The sequence below is a fragment of the Hallerella sp. genome, from assembly GCF_022776125.1.
Taxonomy (GTDB): domain Bacteria; phylum Fibrobacterota; class Fibrobacteria; order Fibrobacterales; family Fibrobacteraceae; genus Hallerella; species Hallerella succinigenes.
The window spans coordinates 1-21,072 of sequence record NZ_JALFIA010000088.1 but is presented as its reverse complement, the minus strand read 5'-3'; the positions used below and the strand labels follow the sequence as shown (position 1 = coordinate 21,072).

General features: G+C 50.2%; 18 protein-coding genes, 1 tRNA gene and 1 riboswitch. Of the genes, 5 read left to right on the top strand and 14 right to left on the bottom strand.

Annotation, left to right across the window (positions count from 1 at the left end; all coding sequences use genetic code 11):
* Window positions 1–42: 42 nt before the first annotated feature.
* From MR847_RS10590 to MR847_RS10570, 5 genes are read right to left on the bottom strand one after another with little or no spacing between them, the layout of a single operon-like run.
* The gene (locus tag MR847_RS10590; RefSeq protein WP_287723722.1) at window positions 43–1,935 is read right to left on the bottom strand and encodes a tetratricopeptide repeat protein; all 1,893 of its coding nucleotides are present in this window, start codon (window positions 1,933–1,935) and stop codon (window positions 43–45) included.
* 51 nt (window positions 1,936–1,986) lie between these two features.
* Complete coding sequence (locus tag MR847_RS10585) at window positions 1,987–3,696, bottom strand: tetratricopeptide repeat protein (RefSeq protein ID WP_106520217.1); 1,710 nt, start codon at window positions 3,694–3,696, stop codon at window positions 1,987–1,989.
* Window positions 3,696–4,538: a sigma-70 family RNA polymerase sigma factor gene (locus MR847_RS10580; protein ID WP_100425117.1), complete on the bottom strand. Its 843-nt coding sequence runs from the start codon at window positions 4,536–4,538 to the stop codon at window positions 3,696–3,698. The genes MR847_RS10585 and MR847_RS10580 overlap by 1 nt, the downstream gene beginning before the upstream one ends.
* 53 nt (window positions 4,539–4,591) lie before the next feature.
* Window positions 4,592–4,888 (bottom strand): DUF971 domain-containing protein, encoded by a 297-nt coding sequence (locus MR847_RS10575; protein WP_100425118.1) that lies wholly within the window; start codon window positions 4,886–4,888, stop codon window positions 4,592–4,594.
* The gene (locus MR847_RS10570; protein WP_287723721.1) at window positions 4,885–6,006 is read right to left on the bottom strand and encodes an Mrp/NBP35 family ATP-binding protein; all 1,122 of its coding nucleotides are present in this window, start codon (window positions 6,004–6,006) and stop codon (window positions 4,885–4,887) included. The genes MR847_RS10575 and MR847_RS10570 overlap by 4 nt, the downstream gene beginning before the upstream one ends.
* Window positions 6,007–6,046: 40 nt before the next feature.
* Here MR847_RS10570 and crcB point away from each other — a divergent pair, with 40 nt between their 5' ends.
* Complete coding sequence (gene crcB, locus MR847_RS10565; RefSeq protein WP_287723720.1) at window positions 6,047–6,418, top strand: fluoride efflux transporter CrcB; 372 nt, start codon at window positions 6,047–6,049, stop codon at window positions 6,416–6,418.
* Here crcB and MR847_RS10560 read toward each other — a convergent pair.
* Window positions 6,415–7,794, bottom strand: a complete 1,380-nt coding sequence (locus MR847_RS10560; RefSeq protein WP_277002256.1) for an ATP-binding cassette domain-containing protein — start codon at window positions 7,792–7,794, stop codon at window positions 6,415–6,417. The genes crcB and MR847_RS10560 overlap by 4 nt on opposite strands.
* Before the next feature lie 120 nt (window positions 7,795–7,914).
* On the opposite strand from MR847_RS10560, the gene MR847_RS10555 reads away from it, so the two are divergent.
* Window positions 7,915–9,702, top strand: coding sequence for a BatD family protein (locus MR847_RS10555; protein WP_287723719.1), 1,788 nt, complete (start codon window positions 7,915–7,917; stop codon window positions 9,700–9,702).
* Window positions 9,699–10,454, top strand: a complete 756-nt coding sequence (locus MR847_RS10550; protein WP_277002250.1) for a tetratricopeptide repeat protein — start codon at window positions 9,699–9,701, stop codon at window positions 10,452–10,454. Before MR847_RS10555 ends, MR847_RS10550 begins: the two co-directional genes overlap by 4 nt.
* Window positions 10,455–10,493: 39 nt before the next feature.
* Here MR847_RS10550 and MR847_RS10545 read toward each other — a convergent pair whose 3' ends face one another.
* The 6 genes from MR847_RS10545 to MR847_RS10520 all read right to left on the bottom strand — a co-directional run bounded on the left by MR847_RS10545 (window position 10,494) and on the right by MR847_RS10520 (window position 15,461).
* Window positions 10,494–11,783, bottom strand: a complete 1,290-nt coding sequence (locus MR847_RS10545; protein WP_287723718.1) for an efflux RND transporter periplasmic adaptor subunit — start codon at window positions 11,781–11,783, stop codon at window positions 10,494–10,496.
* A complete protein-coding gene (locus MR847_RS10540) occupies window positions 11,780–13,060 on the bottom strand; it encodes a TolC family protein (RefSeq protein ID WP_287723717.1) in 1,281 nt (426 codons plus the stop codon). The genes MR847_RS10545 and MR847_RS10540 overlap by 4 nt, the downstream gene beginning before the upstream one ends.
* 67 nt (window positions 13,061–13,127) lie before the next feature.
* Window positions 13,128–13,967, bottom strand: coding sequence for a lecithin retinol acyltransferase family protein (locus MR847_RS10535; RefSeq protein ID WP_100425125.1), 840 nt, complete (start codon window positions 13,965–13,967; stop codon window positions 13,128–13,130).
* 54 nt (window positions 13,968–14,021) lie between these two features.
* A tRNA-Val gene (locus tag MR847_RS10530) sits at window positions 14,022–14,096 on the bottom strand.
* A gap of 66 nt (window positions 14,097–14,162) precedes the next feature.
* Window positions 14,163–14,627, bottom strand: a complete 465-nt coding sequence (locus MR847_RS10525; protein WP_106520210.1) for a PTS sugar transporter subunit IIA — start codon at window positions 14,625–14,627, stop codon at window positions 14,163–14,165.
* Window positions 14,628–14,759: 132 nt separating this feature from the next.
* Window positions 14,760–15,461 (bottom strand): type I 3-dehydroquinate dehydratase, encoded by a 702-nt coding sequence (locus MR847_RS10520; RefSeq protein ID WP_287723716.1) that lies wholly within the window; start codon window positions 15,459–15,461, stop codon window positions 14,760–14,762.
* Window positions 15,462–15,492: 31 nt separating this feature from the next.
* Window positions 15,493–15,698: riboswitch (cobalamin riboswitch) on the top strand.
* Between the two features lie 9 nt (window positions 15,699–15,707).
* Here MR847_RS10520 and MR847_RS10515 point away from each other — a divergent pair.
* Window positions 15,708–17,741 carry a TonB-dependent receptor gene (locus tag MR847_RS10515; RefSeq protein ID WP_287723715.1) on the top strand — a complete coding sequence of 678 codons (2,034 nt, stop codon included), beginning with the start codon at window positions 15,708–15,710 and terminating at the stop codon, window positions 17,739–17,741.
* 19 nt (window positions 17,742–17,760) lie between these two features.
* Window positions 17,761–18,939 (top strand): hypothetical protein, encoded by a 1,179-nt coding sequence (locus MR847_RS10510; RefSeq protein WP_287723714.1) that lies wholly within the window; start codon window positions 17,761–17,763, stop codon window positions 18,937–18,939.
* 72 nt (window positions 18,940–19,011) lie between these two features.
* On the opposite strand, the gene MR847_RS10505 is transcribed toward MR847_RS10510, so the two are convergent.
* The gene (locus tag MR847_RS10505; RefSeq protein WP_277002232.1) at window positions 19,012–20,127 is read right to left on the bottom strand and encodes a Gfo/Idh/MocA family protein; all 1,116 of its coding nucleotides are present in this window, start codon (window positions 20,125–20,127) and stop codon (window positions 19,012–19,014) included.
* 15 nt (window positions 20,128–20,142) lie between these two features.
* The coding region (locus tag MR847_RS10500) for an ATP-grasp domain-containing protein (protein ID WP_287723713.1) at window positions 20,143–21,072 on the bottom strand (930 nt) is incomplete at its 5' end.

The window sequence follows — 21,072 nt, the reverse complement described above, 5'->3', positions numbered from 1 at the left end:
ACACAATTATAGATTCATTTTTTGACAATTTATGTCAAAAACTTACTCAAAATCGTACATGCTGTTATAAGAGTTTTCGAGTTCTTCGTTTTCTTCGACTTGAATGTCCGGACCTTTCTTTTTGTTTTCAGCCTCGGCGAGACCTTCGTAGTATTGCTTCGAAAGCTTTTCGACGTAAGCTGTATTCTGGTCCACACGTTTGCGCAAGCGGGCCAAGGATTCATCGGTAATCGAAGCGCGGGTCTGCAAGCGATTTTCTGCGTCGCGGCCCCACGGCGTATCACGATGTTCATTGCGAAGCTTCTTAAAGGCGAATGCTGCGCTGTCCTTTGTTTCCGGGGTCATTTCCCAGATAATCGCCTTCATGTACAAGGCTTGAATTCCAGCCTGCGTTTCCGGATAAGCCTGATAAACCGTATCGTAAGCGGTCAAGGCGCGTGCATAAGCGGAGTCCACGGAATCCATTTGGTCAAGCGGGACTTCTTTTGCGGCCACAAGCAAGCTTTCTGCGATCAAGAACAGCTCGTGTGCGTCGTCTTCCGGAGTCTTCACAGTAACGCGAACGCCCAAGTTTATCTGCGCCTGTTTTGCGTAATCCGTCTTCGGATACTTGGCGATGATTTCCTTGTAAAGTTCTTCCGCTTTTTCTTCATCCTGTTTGAATTCGTCGTAGATAAAAGCTCGGGCATAAGTGGCGCGCATGACGATCGCGGTATCTTCCGAGCCTTCAATAATGCGGTCCAAACGCACCAGGGAGCTATCCATTTCCGAGAGCTTAAAGAGGAAGAGCTCTGCAATCTGGAATTCCGTATCAAAGAACTTCTTTTTCGCATGCGCAGTCGTATCGGCAAGAGAATCCTGGGCGCGGAGGGCGAGCAAACGCTTTAACGCATCGCGACGTTCCCGAGCGTTTCTGCCCCAATTCGAAACAGGCTTTGCCATAAAGCTCGAATCGTAATAGGCCAAAGCCTGTTCGTAGTCGCGCTTTTCGGTCTGGTAAAATTCGCCGAGGTCAAAGAATCCACGGGAAGCGTATTCCGTTTTTTCATATTCATCGGTCACATAGTGCAAAAGTTTTTCTCCGTCCGTCCAGTTCGACGCCAAAAGCAAGAGTTCCGCGCGGCGCACCTGCATATCGGGCAAATGCTTTTCGAAGTCTTTATTTTTGATCATCACCAGATATTCTTCGGCGGCTGGCGCATAGGCTTCGGTCAGCGCAAGGCATTCTGCGGCATGCAGGGCTGCGGAATACTGATCGTTCATCGGCAGTTCCACAATTTCTTTTGCCTTGTAATGTTCGCGCGCCTTCGAATAGTTTTCCGTTTTAAAGTAGAGCGAAGCGAGTCGCATGTGCGCACGCCCGCGCATATAAGGCGTTCCGTTCGTATCGGCGAGCATCTTTTCGAGAGCGGCAATCGCCTGTTCGGTAAAATCACCCTTTTCTTCTAGGAGCGAAAGCAGGTTCAATCCATCATGGTAGAACGGATGCGAATCGCCTGCGTCCAAAATCGACTGCAACGCAAAACGGCTAATGTCGTATTCGCCATTTTTATAAAGGCAGTAGGCACGTTCGTACTCCACCTTCGGCATGGAATCGTGATCGGGGAAGTAACGTTCGAATTCATCGTACTTGGTAACGGCCTTGCTCCATTCCCCCTTGTGACGGAAAGCTTCTCCAATGAGAAAAACCGCACGGGCTGTTTGCCGGTCGTTGTCCGGGAAACGTTCCAGCACACGGGAACCTTTTTCGATGACTTTGTCGTACTTCTTTGCTGCTTCACCGGTCGCCACAAAATCCGAATCGCCCGGAAGCGAATCCGCTTTTGCCTGTTCCAGTTTCACCGCTTCTTCGTAATTGCGGTCGGCATTAAAAATATGATTCAAATAAGCGCAGCACGTACAGCCTTCGAGCATCATCGCGATAGCGAAAGACATCAGGGCAAAAATAAAGGTTCGTGTGCGCAACATAATTACAAATTACAAATATCAATACATCAAAAGGTATTTCATGTAATCGCAAAGGCGCGTCCCTTCCGGGATTGCGTCGCGATTCAAGCGAATCATACGGACTTCTGCCGGTTTTCCTGCAAAACGGGCGAGCATTTCAAAGTTGTCGCGTGTTTCCCAAGTCGCTCCGGCAAGCACCTTGCCGTCACAGTCCGTTTCGCCCGTTTCCGAGCCGACGCCCGAAAGCCTCGAATTCAACTGCAACAGGTTCGTGTAAATTTCAGGCGTATTCGTCGCCGTCTTGTTCATCACCACGTTTGAATCGGTGACGACTACATGTACACCGTAAAAACGTCCGTCCTTGTCGAAGAGGACTGTGTACCTGTGAAAATACGGAGCTTCATAAAAGGATTCCTGCCACGTGTTCTTGTCGAGCTTGCGAAAGTTCGCCGCAGAATACTTGCGGAAGAATTCCTTCTGCGTTGCGCCATAGCGCACAAGGTAATGTCCCAGAGCCGATTCAAAAGAATGTTCCGTCGTCGGGAGCGTTCTCATGCTGTCGATAGCACGGCTCAGGTCATCGGCAAGAAGATTCTTTTTGGTTTCGCGGACCGGAGGCGCAGAGGAAGCTTCTTGAATGCGGCGGGAAATTTCCGGATACTCCGGATCTCGGGATTGAATTTCTAGGAACTGCGACTTGGCTCGGTCAAAATCACGACCCTTTAAATAAGAGCGTCCAAGCGCTTCACGGAGCGGCAAATTTTCCGGATACTGATTCACCAGCGGTTCGAGGATTTCGTATGCGACCTGCGCACGATCGCGCGGAGAAAGGCGCGCCCCGCCGCCCACTCCCGGAGGAGCCTTTTGGCCCAAGGAAAGGAGCGCTTCCGTAGCGAGCTTAAAGCCCGGACGGATGGCGAGAACGCGGCGGTAAGTTCCTTCTGCGTTTTCAAAGCGTCCCTTGTATTCTTGCAAGTAACCCTGCAAGCAAAGCAGTTCCGCGTTCACCGGGAATTTGGAAAGAGCGTATTCCACCACAAGTCCGCAACTGTCAAGAACCCCCTCGTCGTGATAGATTTCAGCTAGGCGAGCGAACGCCTTCGGTTCATTCCCGTGCGAAAGGCTGATGGCGGCACGGGCTTCAATCGCACTTTCCGCATAACGGCCCGCCTTGTACAGCAGGTCCGCGTAAAAAAGGCGCGCATCGGCAAAGACCGGTGCCTTTTCCGTCGCCACGCGGGCAAGTTCCAAAGCGGTCGAAGCGCTGCCCGCTTTTTCTGCGGCACGGGCATCCATCAAAAAGGCGACCGAGGACTCCGGATAGCGCCCGCGCAAAGCCTTTTGCATCCGATCGAGCTGGGACTGCCAAATCGGGAGCAGGGAATCCTGAGCGAGCAGAGAATTGACAACGCCCCACTGCGCAAGGAAAGCTTCGGGGTACTGCAAAGCGATTGCTTCGTATACTTCCGCCGCATCGTTAAACATTCCATTCTTCTGGAGTTCCGCGGCACGGCGCAGTTCCTGCTGCGTCGAAAGCGGCATCAATTCAAGACCTGCCAAAGTATCGGGCATGTCGCCCACGGCAAGCTGCGTTCCGCCGGGCAGCCCGAACGGAACATTCGGGACTTCCAGGTGGCGAGGACCGATTTTTAAATAGAGGTTATAAGCGAATAAAGCGATAAACGCTCCTCCGAGGAGCGTGAGAAAAAAGACGGCGGCTCGACGCGCCTTCGCTTTGGAAATGGCCATTAGTTTTCCAAGAAATCGCTCAGGCGTTCGCGCTTCTCTTTGTTCTTCTGCAACTTGCGGAGAGTCTTGTTCTTGATCTGACGCACACGTTCGCGGCTGAGCTTGAGGTCTTCACCTATATCCTTCAAAGTCGTATCTTCCACGGCATCGAGACCGTAGAACATGCGGAGAATTTCCTCTTCGCGGTGCGGCAGGGACTTGAGAGTTTCTTCGATCAGAGCCTTGCGCTCCTTCTTTTCCATCTCGTCTTCCTGGTTGCCTTCCGTTCCGAGGACATCCATGAGGGAGCTCACGGAATCTCCCGATGCACCATCGTCGTTAATCGGAGCGTCGAGGGAAATGTCCACGATTTTTTCCATCACTTCCACGATGTCCTGTTCGGAATCTGCGAATTCCGGCATCGCCATGGTGCGTTCGTAATCGCCGCCGTTCTGCACAAGAGCGCGCTTGAAGCGGTTCACCAAGGTGAGCTTGTTAGGCGGAATGCGGACTGCGCCGACCTGTTCAAAGAGGGCCTTCTGGATCGACTGGCGAATCCACCAGACCGCATAGCTGATAAACTTCACGTCTTTGGAGCTGTCAAAGCGCTTGGCGGCCTTGAAAAGACCCAAGTTACCTTCATTGATCAAATCCAAGAGAGAAAGGCCGCGGCCCTGATACTTACGGGCAACACTGACCACAAAGCGCAAGTTACCACGGATCAAATGCTGCAATGCGGACTGACGGATGTCTTCCGTTTCCCCATTCTTGATAATCGAGATAAGCGCAGTCTCTTCCTCCGGCTTCAGAGTCGGATATCGATTTAAGTCACGAAAATACAACGATTCATTAAAATCACTCATACAGAGACAACCTACGCCAAGTTTATTTTACTTTCCTTCCAAAATATGGCTTTTTATGCCTTATCCGTCAAACGCTTTAAGAGATCATAGGGGTATATGCCCGTGCGATGACCATCGCTCCAGAGGATGCCGACCGCATAGCGTCCAATCGACTGGATACTCTCGATCAAGATATCTTCCGGCACGGTTTTCGGGTCGAGCAGGTGCTCCCCCGTATTTTCATCTACACAAAGCGCACAAGGGCAAGCGAGACGAAGATCACGCAGCTTAAAGACCGACCGCGTCCCATCGTCCCAGTCAAATCCGAGCTCATTGTTCTTTGTGCGAAAGACTTTCAAAGGCTGAATCATGAGGCTTCCTCCAAAGGAATTTCGTCAAAGCGGAAGTTGAAATTGTGCAAAACGTTGCCGGAATGTTCCAATTGGGCAATCGCACAGATTGTTTTTTCGGCGATATCGGCAAATGCCCTACCGCTTTCGCTGTTCGGATAACGGAGGACCGCCGGCATTCCAAGGTCCCCGCAGTCGGCAACGGATGGTTCAAGCGGAACCTTGCCAAGCATCGGTACTCCGAGAGCCTTGGAAATACGTTCACCGCCGCCCGAACGGAAAATACTGTGACGCTTACCGCAGCCATCGCAAATGAAGTAGCTCATGTTTTCAATGATACCGACCGACGGCACTCCGACACTGTCAAACATCGCAAGGCCCTTGCGGCAGTCCGCAAGCGCCACTTCCTGCGGAGTCGTCACTACGACCGCACAAGTGAGCGGACACTGCTGGGTCAGCGTTAGCTGAATATCGCCTGTTCCCGGAGGAAAGTCGATTAGCAAGTAATCGAGCTCGCCCCAGCGCACGCGGTGCACAAAATTCTGGATCATCTGGCTCGCCATCGGACCGCGCCAGATTGTCGCCTTGTCCGACTCCGCAAACATCGCCATCGAAACAAGAGAAATACCGCCCTTGACTTCAACCGGGGCAAGCGTCTTATCGGGGAAAACTTCTGGAGCGGAGTCCACACCGAACATGATGTTCATCGACGGGCCATAAATATCTGCATCCAGAACGCCCACACGGGCGCCCGCAAGGCTCAAAGCCATGGCGAGGTTCGCTGTGACAGTCGATTTACCGACGCCACCCTTACCGCTCGCCACGCCGACGATACGCTTCACGCCCTTCAAAAGTTCATTGTCAAAATTCGGAGCCGGCGAGGTTTTCTCACTCCCATTCTTTGCCTTCAAATTCACCACCGCTGAGCGGGCTCCCAAGTGCATCAAAATGCTTTCGCACTGATTTTTAAAACGGTCACGGATTGGGCACGCTGGAGTGGTCAACACCAAATCCAACGAAACGTCACCTTCGGGAGAAATTTGAATGTTCTTCACAAAGCCCAGTTCCACGATATTTTTATGCAAATCGGGATCTTGAACACTCGACAAAGCTCGAAGTATTTGTTCTTCAGTTATCACAGGCACCTCTTGTAATCTTTAAAGATACTAAATTTTTTACATGATTCCTTCGATTCTTTGCGTTGGCGTCGGCAGTTTCTTCGGCGGAATCTGCCGCTTTTTATGCAGCCGTTTTTTGAATGCCTACGCGCCGGGATTTTTTCCGTTCGGCACCTTTGTCGTCAACATTTTGGGATCCTTTTTGATCGGACTTTTTTACGGTCTTTCGGACCCCGTTTTGAGTCCGAATGCGCGTCTGCTGTTGACCGTCGGATTCTGCGGCGGATTTACCACCTTTTCCACGTTTGCAAATGAAGGTCTGACCTTTATCAAATCGGGATGCATTTTGCAATTTGCCCTGTACGCAGCGCTGAGTGTTTTTATCGGCGTCATCGCGGTGTACGTTGGCAATATGGTGACACGTCTTTTTTAAAGAGCGTTTTCCATAGAGAATTTAGGCATGCGCAGAATATGCGTCATGCAAGGTGGCCATTCTTCTTCGTAATGCGTTACGAAAATGATGGTCGTTTCTTTGGAAAGGAACTGCAAAAGGTCAAAAAGCTTTTCGCGGAATCCCTCATCCATGCCCTGAGTCGGTTCGTCAAGAATCAAAACCTTGGGCGGGCGAATCGCGGCGCGGGCAATCAGAATCAAGCGTCGTTCCGTTGCAGAAAGGTCCTGGAACGGTCGAAAAACATCGGCAAAGCCAAATTCCTTAAGCCAGCTAATCGCCTTCGCTCTTTCTTCCCAAGAAGGAGGCACGAAAAGTCCGAGACCCGTCGTAAAGCCCGTGCAAAGGACTTCTTCCAAGTTCAACTTTTCACGGTACTGCGTCGCAAGTTCCGGAGAGAAGAATCCGATTTGGGCCTTGTGTTCCCAAACGTTCAAGCCATGGCCCGGCTTCTTTCCAAAAAGCGTTATGTCATTTGAATAAATCTGTGGATGGTCTGCGGAAAGGAGTGCAAGCAGCGTACTTTTTCCAGCACCGTTCGGGCCCATGACCACCCAGTGTTCACCCTTTTTCACTTGCCACGTCAGATTGTTAATAATCTTTGTGGAACCGTAATGCACATTCACCTGTTGCAAGTCGAAGAGAGTTTCTCCAACATTTTCCTGGGCGTGCAAAACCTGGGTTTCGTAATGCGTGAGGAAAGGCTTTTTTTCTTCGGGCGGGAGCGCTTCGGGAAGTTTCCCTTCGAATTCACGGAATTCCCCGTTCTCATAAACAAAAGCGGGAATCAGGGGCAGAAGCTCTTCTTTACGTTGCAGGCTCACAGCGAGCTGGACCTCTTTTTCGGCCATTTTCAAAATACCACGGGCAAGATGGTTCCGATATTCCGGATCGAGACCGCCGTACGGATCGTCCAAAAGAATATAGTCCGGAGATTCCATCCAAAGGCGAGCGAGCAAAATGCGGCGCAGTTCCCCGTTCGAAAGGCTCAAAAGCTTGACTTTAAGCACCGATTCCGGCAGATTCGCCATGGCGAGCGCCTCGTCGAGCTTTCCCGGATTCGTCGGCGGGAACGGATTATCTTCGACGTAATGCTCCGTGTGCAAAAAGAATTTCGGTTTCAAAAGCAAATCGCGCACGCGCGGGGCATCTTCATCTCGCAAGCTAATAAAACGTTTCTGCCAAAACGGAGCCAAAGCGCGCTGAATCCGTCGCTGGAGTTCAGTGGAAGACAAAGCGACATTCGGATGATTTTCTGCAAACTCTCGAAGCAAACGGGATTTTCCACTGCCCACCGGGCCGATCATCTGAATTCTTGAATATTTCTCAAAGAGCGATTCCAACGTTTTATACGACATGGCTCTAAGATAGCTTTTTTGTATCTTTTAAGCGTTATGAAACGCTTTTTCTTTTTAGTTCTGTTAGGTGCTGTTTCCATTCATGCTCAGGCAACCGATCCCTGGGCAATGTTTGACGAAATGCAACAAAGAATGGCCGCGATGATGGGCGGTCAGCAATCCAGTCCAGGCCAAATGCAGACAAGAGGTCCTTGGGATGTACAAGTCAATAAAAATCCCGTGGAGACCGGCGAAGAATTTTCGTTCCAATTCATCGTCCTTCAAAATCAGATCGAATCCGTCCAAGCGCCACCCCAATTTTCTGTACAAAATGGATTTGTCCTCAAATCCATAGACACCTCTGTTGTCAAAGTCGGAACCCGCAGAGGTACGGCTTCCGCAACTCAATACGAATTTAAGCTTATCGCTCCCAAAAAAGCAGGGCGCAAAGCAGCCGGCGTCCTTTCGTGGAAAATCAATAACGCAGAATACGATATTTTCCATTTGACAATGAATGTCCGCAAATCCTACGATGATCCAGCCGTCGATGTTTCGCTCACTCCAAACAAAAAGACTGTCTATGAAGGCGAACAGCTTTCCGTCACCTTAAATATTCATACCTATGAACATTTCCAAGGCGAACTGATGGCAACCAACATGGATCTCGGCAGTGACTTCATCGCCCATCGTGCAGACCTTTCCAATGTTAAGTTGATGCCATTAGAAGACAATCCAAGAGAAGCTTCTAGCAGCGATAAATTCGCCTGGATTTCTCCTCTTAAAACGGGTCAAGTTTCAATTCCTCCCTTCCAGTTCAAATACAAAAAAATCGGCAAACCAAAAGTCGTAGAAAAAAAATCCAATAAAATAGGCGTATCCGTCAGTTTCTCCAGCATCCAGCAGGAACCGGAAGAAGCCGAAGCCAAAACCGCCCCGCTGAAGATTACGGTTCTTCCGCTACCGGCGCAGAACAAGCCCAAAGACTTCACCGGCATGGTCGGCAATTACAATTTCAAGGCTTCTTTCGACAAGGATTCTTTGACCCTCGGCGACGCGCTCACGCTCTCCATTCAAATTTCAGGCGACGGCAAACCGGGAACGATTACCGACCCGAAGCTCCCCGACTTCTCGGACTTCCGCTCTGTTCCCCCGGAAAACGACATCAAAAAGAAAGTCACCGGCGGAAAAGTCATCACCACCAAGAACATTCGCATTTTCCTTTACCCGAAAAAGAAGGGGGAATTCGAAATTCCTGCTATTTCTTACAACTGGTTCAATCCCGCTAAAAAGAAGTACGAAACCAAAACCGAAGGTCCGTGGAAAATTGTCGTCGAAAAGGGCGAAGGTTCTGTTGCCCCATACACCCCGAGCACGCCGACATACACGCCAGCCGCCAAGGAAGAAATCGAAGACCTGGGCCGCGACATTCGCTACATGCACTCCGTCCACGAAGTTCCCCCGCAAGAAGCTCCGCTGTACAAGTCGCCGCTCTTCTGGATTCTTCTGTTGATTCCAATTCCGTTGTATGCAATCTTCTGCGCCTTCATCCGTTCGCACCGAAAAAATTCAAGCAACACGGCTCTTGTACGCAAGGCAAAGGCGAAAAAGAATTTAAAGCAGTACACGTCCGCAGCGAAAACAGCATTGCAAAAGGATGACGGCAAAGCCTTCTACGCCGCCCTTGAAAATGGTCTTGTCGGTTACCTTTCGGATCTTTCGAACCGTGAATTCCGCGGTATGACCAAAGACCTAGTGAAGCTGAATTTGACCGAGCTCGGCGTGAGCGAAGAGAATATTCAAAAGGTTATGAAGTGGCAAGAAGATTGCGCCTTCGCAAGATTCGCCCCGGTCACCGCATCCGCAGAAGAACGTTCCAAGGCGCTCCTCGAATTTGAAACTCTCTGCGACGCACTGGAGGTTTTAAAATGAAAAAACTGCTTTTGATTTTTTCCCTTTTGACGTCTTCCCTTTTTGCCGAAAGTTGCAAAACGCTCTTTACAGGCGCCGCCGCATACAAGGCAGGCGACTTTACCTCGGCGGCGGAAGCTTGGCAGAACTGCGTCGACAACGGCTATCAGAACGGTGACCTCTATTATAATTTAGGCAACGCTTATTTCCGCGAAAATCGCCTGGGGCTCGCCATTTTGAACTATGAAAAGGCGCTTCGTTTTGATCCGACGAATGACGATTACGAATACAATCTCAAATTCGCCCGCAGCATGACGAAGGATAAAGTCGAAGAATCCGAAGACATGGAAAATCCGATTCTGAACTTCGCCTTTGAAGCGCACCACGTCCTTTCCGAAAAGCAACAGTTCATCGGCATCCTGATTCTCGTCTGGGCCATCTTCTTCCTTTGCATTGTACGTGTGCTTTCTGCAAATCCAAAGGTCAAGACAGCCCTCGCCGCAAGCATCTTCCCCATCGCCTTGATTCTTGGCATTTTAGCCTGCAGCGTCGGCTACAAGGTTTACAAAGAAAATACGTATTCCTTGGGAGTCGTGATTGCGGAAACCGCCGACATCACCAGCGGCCCGAGCGATAAGGATCAAACCTTGAACATGCTTTCCGAAGGCACCGAAATCGAAGTGCTAAGCGTGAAAGACGGATGGGTCCACGTTCGACTCGGCGAAAAAATAAACGGCTTCGCCAAGATTAGCGAAGTCGGCATTGTGAAGTAAAACCGTTAACGATTTCGATTTAAGAAGTGATGCCCCGCATCACTTCTTCTTTTTGCGCGGTCCCGGCATAAACGGACTCACGGTTCCGTCCGAACTTTGAAAAACGACAGTAGCCGATTCCTGACGTACCACCACAGAATCGCCTTCTGCAAGACCCGCGAGTATCTGCACATTGACGCCATCATTTAAGCCTGTTTTCACCGGACGGAATGCGGCCTTGCCGTTCATATTAATCCAAACGCCTTTCCCGACTAATTTCTGGGTCGAAGAAGAACGCTTTTTGGAAACGCCACCGCCCATCGGGCCGCCCTGCATTCCCGGCGGAGGTCCAAAGTCGTCGCTGTCGGAAAATTTTCTTTTCGGTTTTTCTGGACGCGGCATTTTACGCATATCCATCATCGGAGTTCCCGCGGCCGGTGTAAACTGGATCGCGGCCACCGGAACGCTTAAAGCGTTTTCCACTTCTTCCGTCACAATCGTGCAAGTTGCCGTCATGCCCGGGAGCAGTTTCAAATCCGAATTTTCTGCCGAAATCACCACCGTATAAGTCACCACGTTCGAAGTCACCGTCGGATTCAAACGGACCGATTCCACTTTGCCGCTGAACGTTTCATCTTGAAAGGCGTCCACGGTAAAGGTCACCTTCTGACCGGCCTTCACCTGCCCAATATCCGCTTCATCGACGTCCGCCATCACACGCATCTTGGAAAGATCTTTTGCAAGCACAAAAAGAGTCGGCGCGCTCATCGAAGCGGCGACCGTTTGCCCCACATCCACAGAACGTTCAAGCACAACACCGTCGATCGGGCTTTTAATGATGCAGTAACTCAAATTCAGCTTTGCCTGTTGCACTTCGCTCTTGCGAGCTTCCCATGAGAACTTTGCCGAGTTCATTTCATATTCTGCATTTTCCAAATCCACAGCGCTTGCACTGTTCGACTCGGCAAGCTTTTTCGTGCGATTGTACACAGAAAGTTTGTGCTCGTAATCGTTCTTTGCACTGGATTCCGCTATCTGCGCCTGGTACAGCGTCGACTGCAACTTGGAACGATCCAGTTCCGCAATCACCTGGCCTTTTTTTACATTGGAATTAAAGTCCACATAGATTTTGCTGATGTCGCCCGAAACCTGCGTACCGACGCTCACCGTATCCATCGGCGAAATCGTACCCGTCGAAGTAATCGTCGTTTGGATCGTGGCGAGCTTTACCTTTTCGCTCATCATCACCCCGGCGCTTTCCTCTTCGGTAGCAAAGAAGAATTTGTGAACGGTAAAAAAGATCGCGCCCAAAATCACGAGGACGATCAAAACTTTCAAAAGCTTTTTCATTGGAACCTCCCCATGTAAAGGTCGAGCAGATTCCGAGCGAGAATGCTCGTGTACTTCGCCTGGGTCAGTGTATTTTTCGCACTTTGCAAATTGTTCTTCTGTTGCAAGAAATCCGTCGAAGAAATCGTGCCGGCGGCTCGCTGTTCCACAGCCACATGGTAAGCTTCCGTTGCACTTTCAAGCCCGGCGATTGCGGCAAGCCAGCTCGCGTCGGCGCTTTCCGCCTGCATATAAAGTTTTTCCAGATTATTTTCCAAGGTTTTTCCCGTTTCACGTTGGGAAACCTTTGCCCGTTCACTTTCCACTTGCGCCAAAAGCACCTTCGCCGTCGTCGTTCCACCGTCTATAATCGGAATGTTAATGCCGAGCGTCAAGCTATGCGTATAACCGTTTTTGATCTGGCGCGCATAGCGGTCCGATTCCCAGGCTTGGAATCCCGTCGAAGCTTCCGCCCCGAGCATCACCGAAATGGAACTGTTCTTGCCCGCAAGTTCCACGTCTTTTGCGGCAGCCTGCACCTTTAAGCTATCCGAAATAAATCCCGGATAATGCGCCTTCGTTTCCGAAAGCACTTCGTCAAAAGTCGGAAGTTCACCCATGTCCGAAGGCTTCTCGTAATTCACCTCGGGCGCGACAATCCTTAACGAATCCAAACGGGAAAGTTCAAGCACCTGACGGAGATTCGTCTTTGCCGCACGTTCCGCCTGCGCCGCCGAAATCTGCTTGACCTTTGCACTCGCGGCGTCGCTCTTCACCAGCGCAAGATCGCTCCGTGTAATGGAACCCGCATCGAACAAACGTTCGTTATAACTCACCAAAGAATCCGAAAGCGCAAGCGCGGAGTCTGCGGTTTCCAGATCTTCCTTCGCGGCGAGCAGGTTCACAAAAGCATTCATCGCGCTTTCTTGCACATTCAACGCGGCGAGTTCCGTACTGTACTTGCTCGCTTCAAGCGAAAGCTGTTTGCTTTCCACGTTAATGCTCGTGGAACCGCCATCCCAGATGGTGTACGATCCGGAAAGTCCCATGCTAAAACGGTAATGGTCCTGCGACTGTCCATCGAAAGGTGTATCGTAAAGCGTATTCCTTACATACGCAGAAACCGTTGGGCGCCCCGATGCCTCCGACGATTTCAAAGAAGCCTCGGAAGCCCGTTCCGAAAGTCTCGCCGTTTCCATGTCAAGGCTCTGTTCACGGGCAAGCTTTACGCAATCTTCCAAAGAAAGCGTTCGCTCCGCAAAGGCTGCACCCACCCAAACGGCGCACAAAAAAAGCATCTCGTGTCGCAAGTTCACAATACTAAGATGCTTATGAAAAAAATTCGTTGCATACAATGCGAAAAAATCACTCGGCGTCTTCCACCGACTTCATCGCTTCCAACTCCTCCTTTCGACGGCGAACCTTGCGAAGCTGATCGCGTTCTAACGTATCCTTTAAGCGGAAGGCAGCATAAGTGCTCAAGCCTCCAAATACAGGAAGGAAGAACGGAAAAAGGCTTTCCGAAAGTTTGGAATCCTTGCGAATACCCAAAATGGCAAAAAGCGGAGCCAGCGCGAGACCGCAGCGCGTACCGACACGGCCAAAGTAACGGTTGCGGCGTTCTCGACCGCGAATCCCTTCAGCAGGCTGCAAAGCGTCGAGCGTAAAGTGCGCAATGATAAACGAACCGATTGAAGCCGAAGCTCCGCTCAAAAGAACGCGCGCCCACATCGGCATTTTACGAGTCAGCTTGGAAATGCCGAGCGCGTGAATCAAAAATCCGAGCGTTGCAAAGCCGATCAAAATACGTGTAACTGCAGGGCTCTTGAACGTATCGTCAATGCACCAGTTCACAAAATGCTCGCAGTTATTGCTGTATAAATAATAGGAACGTTCATACAGGCGTTTTTTGGCACGCTCCACCACCGCTTCACCCGTAAACTTGGCATGCGGATGTTCAATCACGCGAAAACCGTGACCGTCGCAAAAACGCTTGATCGAAGTCTTGACAATGCAACCGTAGCGGATAAGGCCCGGAAGACGCACAATGTCCTTGTGCGTGAGCGTGCGGGCCATTCCCGAATAGTGGACGACTCGGCCATTTCCAATGTAAATGCCGTGATGGTTAAACCCCGTCCGTGGGGAAAGCAAGTGCGAACCGACTGGCGGTTCAGGAATCTTGGATTCGTCTATCGTATGGCTCATATATTCAATATATAAGAAAAAAGAGACCCGGTGCGAACATCGGATCTCTTAAAGTGGACGATACTGGATTTGAACCAGTGACCTCTGCCGTGTGAAAGCAGCGCTCTAAACCAACTGAGCTAATCGTCCAAAGCACCGCAAAAATATAAAAGCCTTGACTTTGCGTCAAGGCTCTAATCTCTTTTAGATTGATTTTTACAGATACTTGTCTTCGGCCTTGCCCAAGATATCAAGGAAATCGACCTGATTCTTGGAATCAATCAAGTCCTTGCGGACTTCGGCGTTGGCAAGGATACGGCTCACCGAGGACAAAGCCTTGAGATGCGGACCGACCGTATTGCCCGGGCTCACGATCAAAATGAGCAAATGGACCGGTTCATTGTCCATTGCATCGAAATCGATGCCCTTTTCCACCGTAGCAGCCACCATGCACATACGATCCACATAGTCAATCTTCGCATGCGGCACCGCCAACCCACAACCGATACCTGTAGAGCGAGTCTGTTCACGTTTCCAGACAGCATCAAAGATTTCGTCGCGATGTTCAAGCTTGTAAGAAGCGCAAAGCGTATCCACGAGTTCGTTCAGGATTTCTTCCTTGGTCGAACCCTTGGCATTGATAATCACGCTGTTGTCAGCAAATCGTTCAGAAAGACGCATAATTCTTTTGTTTCCTCTTTATCTCTAAAAAGTTTAGTAAAAAAAAGCCACTTGGGTGTATTTGTGAGCGAAAAAGCACTTTTCCTTGAAACTTTGGCTTTTTTGAATAAATTTGGCTATTTTTTGCAAATTTTAGCGATTTTTTGCAAGTTTTTTGTACTGATTCAGGGCATCTTCGACCGAAAGTTGCCCCGGAGCGACCGCTTTACCGATGGAACAGTAGGTGATGTTTGCCCCAAAAAGCAAACTTTTCACTCGGGACTCCTGTCCAGAGGCTCCCATGGCAAAGAGCGAGAACAGTTCAAAGTTCTTCGACTCCCGCTCGATCAGCGGATAAATTTCATCAAAATCGCCGGCGGCGGTACTCATGCAGGCGGTCTTGTAACCGTTTGCGCCGGCGGCCTTTGCCTGTTCAATCCAAGCCTCTAATTCCGAAACGGACGGCACCTTCAAGAAATCATGATGCGAAACAAGAAACTTTGTCCCGGTCGATCTAAGAACCGGCCGCACCTTGGGAAGCAAGGTTTCGAGCTCTTCGACTTCGATGTCCACCACGTTCGGACGGTCGACGTTCGAAAGGATCGCGTTCAAGTAGCGGTCGCGGTCTTGGGCGTGCGCATCCGAGAACATTCCCCCGTCGCGCTTGAGGCGGATCGTGCCTATCTGGAAAGCTTTGGGGTAAAGGTTTCGAACACGCTTCGAAAGAGCGGTCAAATCTTCAAGCGAAGCTCCGCGTTCCAAAAAAAGATCATAGCGAATTTCGAGCGCCGTGCAAAGCGCGGCGGATTTCGCAAACAGCGTTTCAGGGTCGATAATGCCAGCAAAAAGTTGCATAGACAGAAGATAGAAAAAGAGCTATCTTTGCGTACAAACAAACGATTTCCATGCCCTGAAAAGCCGAGGCAATGCAAATTGCAAAGCCTTCGAGAGAATCCCGTGAGAATCGGGAACGGTCCCGCCGCTGTATGGGAGGACGAAACCGGCAAAGAACCAATGTGCAGAAATGCATGTGAAGGAGCCGGCGTAGAAAGATCCCCGAGCCAGAAGAACTGTGGAAACGAACAGATGCGAGAGACATCCATGAACGCACCTCATGCGCGTTTTTTTGCATATGCGCTGATTTCGGCGACGCTTGGCATTCCAAGTGTTTTTGCTGCCGATAGTGCGAGCGTTCAAAATCTCGGCACATCTGAAATTTTAAGCGGCTTAAAAGAAGCTCCCTTCACCGAAAGCCCGGACTTTATCACGATTGATTCCAAGGCGTGGGAAGGCAAGAGCCTTTCTGCGGGGGAACTCCTTTCGAAAGAAGCGGGCATTCAGCTGCAAAAGCTCGGCGGCATGGGAAGCTTTGAAACGGTCTCCGTACGCGGTGCTTCCGCAAAGACAGTCCTCATCTGCATCGACGGGATTCCTGTGCAAGATGCGGGTGGCGGAGCGGTTTCGCTAGGCGGCATGGACCTGAACCAATTTGAACGCGTCGAGATATACAAGAATTATGCGCCAGCCAAATTCGGCGGTAACGCGATCGGCGGTGTTATCAACTTTGTATCCAAGCCCGAAGCTTCGAACCGCAACCGTTTGCTTGCAAGCTACGGCAGTCACAACAGCTACGAACTTTCGTATGCGCTCACGCACAAGTTGAGCGACCGCTTCAAACTTTCGAGCCAAGCAGGGTTCCGCCACAGCGATAACGACTACGAATATTTGGACCGCAACGACACCAAGTACAACACGGAAGACGATACGGTTCGCACCCGTCAAAACGCCGACTATTCCCAGTTCTCCGGCACGCATTCTTTGCGCTACATGCACAGCGGACATTCCTTTTCGAGCTGGATCGTCACGCATTCAAACGAATGGGGCGGAAATCCAGGCAAGGAAAACAACCAGACTTACGTCGCCGGTTTTGAAAATTCCCTGTTGCAGGCGAAGTACCTATGGGAATCCCCGTACACGGACGCCTGGCGATTGGAAGCAGGGGCTGCGGGCAAAGTCGAAAAGGCCGTTTCGCATTCGTATTTTCCGTTGGACCGTCTGGGTTACACTTATAACGGCTACATGGAATACGGTGCAATCTCGTACACGGCACGTCCGGAACTGCGACTGTTCTTTGAACCGTTCCACTGTCCGTACAAGATTCACGGCGGTTTGCATTTAACAGGCGATTTTGAACGCGTGGAAAACCGCGACAACAATCAGATCGCTTCACGGTACGACTGGCACTTGGAAAAGGCGCAGGGCGACCTTGCAGCGGAATTCGGAATTTCTCCGAACAGCCTTTTGACTTTTGACCTGAATCTTTCGGGACGCGGCGATTACATTCACAGGTCTCGGGGCGTTCTTTTTAACGCGGTGAACCGTGACACGCTTCCGAGTGCGAAAAAAAAGCATTTGTATTGGGCGGCAAGAACTGCGGCCCTTTTCGGAAAAGAAGAATGGCCGGCGCAAGGTTTTGCCTCTGTCGCCCGTTACTTTAGGGCGCCGCAGATGCTTGAGCTTTACGGCGTATACCAAAACGTTCTTTCGAATCCGAATTTGAAAGCGGAAACCGGTTTGAACTGGGAAGTAGGATTCCGTTTTGCAGAAAACCGTTTTAAGAATACGTTGCAGGTTCTGTACTTTGAAACGCGTTCCAAAGACGGCATTACCTGGGTCACAAGCGGAAGCCTTGTCAAGCCTTTGAATATGGACGAAGCTCTCACCCGTGGCGTCGAATTTGAATGGAGCAATCGGACATTCCGATTCTTGGATTTGAGTTTCAAGGGAACCGTGCAAAATCCGCGAGACCTTTCCAACGCCAAGTATTACAACGATAAGTATCTGCCAAACGAACCTGTTTTCAGCGAACATTTGATTTGCACTTGGCACTTGCCGTTCCAAATCGATTTGACCGGCGAACTGCATTACCGCAGTAAAACCTATTGCGACCGCGCGAACAAGGAAAGCGTCGACAGCGAAACCCTTTTGCATGCGAGCGTTTCCAAAACGTTCAAAACCAAAACGCGTTTCACATTTGCGGTAAACAACATCACCGATGAAGACCATCAAAACATTTATGATTCTTACCCGAAGCCCGGGCGAGAATACAAGGCGACCATCATTCAAGATTTTTAACACCCTATAGGAGAAAACAATGAACATCACAAAGGAAAAAATTCTGACAATTCTTGCTGCGAGCGCAGCATCCTTTGCCCTCATCGGTTGCGGAAGCTCCAGCTCTTCTGCAGAATACGACGACGAAAGTTCGAGCAGCGTCGAAGAATCCAGCAGCTCCCAAGAAAGCTCCAGCTCGGAAGAAACTGTTTCTTACGGCAACAGTGTCGTCGTTCACTTCTCAACCGATTACACGAGTAGCATGCTCACCTATGGCAATGTCAGCGACAACTCGTTCGAAGACGCGGGCATTGATCTCGGTAGCGACGCTTTCCTTTTTGCAAACGGCAAGTACGTTTATGCACTCTCCCCGAGCAACGTGACCTTGATCGACGCAAGCAAGCTTTCGGAAGGCTCTGGTGCGATCGTCAAGCAGGCAAGCATTGGCAATTCCGCTTATCCGTATGAAATCGCCTTTACCGATGCTGAAACCGGCTGGATCGTTTTGAACGGTCGTTCTACGATTCTCAAGGTGAACGCGACTTCTCTCGCTATTTTGGACTCCATTGACGTTTCTAACTTTGCTGCAGAAGGCGCAACCACCGCTAGCGGCGTATCCATTAAGGTCGTCGATGGCAAGCTCGCTGTTTTGTTCGGACGTTTGAACAACTATGTTCCGAACAAACCGGCTCTTCTCGCTCTTTATGACGCTGAAAGCGGTGAACTCCAGGATACCATCTGCTTGAAGGGTTATAACCCGGCCAGCATGAAGACGAACAATGGCAAGCTCGTTGTTTTGACTCAGGGCGCTTACGATGCCGATTACAAACTGCCGGGCGATGAAACCCGTGGCATCGAAATCGTCGATCTTAAAAAGAAGACGAGCGAATTCGTGATGACCGGCAAAGACCTGGGCGCCGGCTCGACTAAACTGGCTCTTGACACCATCCACAACATCGCATATGTCAATATCTACAATTCCTATGGTAACGCTCCGATTGCCGCAGTCGATCTCGCAAAGAAGAGCACAGTCAAGTCTACGGAAATTGCGGATGCCGAAGGCGGCTTTGTGTTCGACGCTGTGAGCGGCAAGCTCTATGTGGGCGACCATGCTTATGGCGCTGCCGCTCTGTATGCTTACAACGGCACCGATTTCACCAAGGTCGTGGAACCGGAAGGCGTTTTCCCGTCTTACAGCATTGCAGTCGCCAACTGGTAATTTGATAAAATTCTGCGCCTGTAAAAGCAAGTTGAACCTTCGGGTTCGACTTGCTTTTTTGAATTTACAGGATTAAACGTTTTCCCACTTGTCTGTTTGCGCCGACTTTGCTGCGGCCTGCATCATTGCAAGACCTTCGAGAGACGTCTTGATTCCGCAAACATATTTGCTTTTAAAGGTTCCCGTTTTTTGGAACTGCGAAAGGCAATCCGCAATGTCTTCGTAATAGTTTGCAAAGGCTTCGATGAACCCGGCCGGATGCCCCGCCTTAAAGCGGTTGTAACGTGGCTGGTTTGCAATTTTCACTTCACCCGTGCGATCGCACAAGCTCACATGACCGCGCAAGTCACAGGTTTTGAGCGTTTCCGGTTCGAGCTGGAACCATTCCGCACTGCCTTCGCTGCCGTAAACGCGGATGCGCAAACCGTTGCGGTTTCCAAGAGCTGTTTTGCTGAACCAAATCTGGGCGCGAACACCATTCGTGTACTTGGCAAGCGCTCCGACGTTATCCACGATCTGCGGGAAAAGCCCAAAAGTCGATTGATCTGCCACAATGCGCTCCGGACGTTCACCCGTTAAAAAGTAAACCATATTGTGCAAATGACTGCCAAGATCCAGAGAAATTTTCGGAATGACCGTATCCTTTAAACGCCACGCCTGCGGTTTAGGAGGTTCGCCTTGAACGCCCAACCGCATAAAGCCTTCCTGCGGCATTTCGACTTGCACCTGCTGAATTTTTCCGAGTTTACCGTCTTCAATGAACTGCTTGAGTTCTCGGACCATCGGGTAGCCTGTATAATTGTACGTGGTGCAAAAGAAGCCTTTGGTTTCTGCAATCACCTTTGCAATTTCTTCGCCCTCTTGAACGCTCGTCGCCAAGGATTTTTCACTGACAACGTGAAAACCTGCGCGCAAAGCATCGATAATAATGTCTTTATGAAAATCCGTCGGAGTAAGGATCACGACCGCGTCGAGCTTTCCCTTTTCCTTCGCTAAAAGATCTTTATAATCCGCATAGGTACGCTCCAGAGAAACGCCCCAAGCCTCTGCCGTTGCACGATTCACCGCATCATGCGTGCTGAATGCGCCGGCGACCAGCTTAAAAAAGCCATCCATCTGACTCGCCGCGCGATGCACTTCGCCAATTGCAGAGTTAATTCCACCACCGATAAAAGCAATCTTGAACATAAAACTAATATACATTCAAATCGTAATTCTCAACGAGCAATTCATGTCCGTTTGGACTTTCACCAAGTCCGTCATTTTCTCCGTCAGGGTCTGCATTTCTTCGGGAGAAGCGAACTTCATAAAGACAATTCCTGCCTTGTAATAAAGCGGGTCGGTGATCGGCTCGCCTTTTTTGTACCACAGGAATTTTTCAACGATATTCTTTTGAAGTTCAGGAGCAAAGGTCACATCTTGAACCGTACCTTTTTGCGCCGCCATAATGCAGTGACGTAAAAACGGTTTGGGCGGCGTTCCGAGAGACGGCAAAGATTCCGTGCAGGCTTCTCCTGTTTCCGACTGAATCAGCATTTTCGGGTAATCGACTCCCGTCGCATACTGCACGAATTTGATGTACAAATCTCCCGGCGGACGGCGGCAAATTTCGATGATCACCGGCGTTTCATCCGATTTTTCAATATACTGGATGTGCAAAATTCCATCGACCAGCTTTAGCTCTTTCGCAATGCGCTCGCTGTATTCGCAAAGAAGCTTTTGTCCGTGCGCACTTGTGGTCGTCGGGGTATTTGCACCGCTCACCATATACTTGTTCAAAAAATACTGCTCATTGTCCGCAAAGTAGAATGTGATTTTTTGATTTTGCAAGTAAGCGGAAAACCCGTGGTTCGTACCGACGACAAATTCCTCGACAACGACATAGTCTTTCCGGGTGCGGCTCAAAGCGTTTGCGTATGCGGCACGGGCTTCTTCCGCATTGTCGGCTCGGTGAACGCCTTTACCGCCCGTGAGATCCACCGGTTTTACGATGACAGGAAATGTGAGCGTTTGAAGCGCGATTTCAAATTCTTTTGCATTGTGAACCGAGAGCGCTTTCGGCGTCGGAATGTTTAATCGCGTAGCGAGAGCGCGGTACCTGTCTTTGTGGTGAATTTCGAGGCTGGTCTCGTA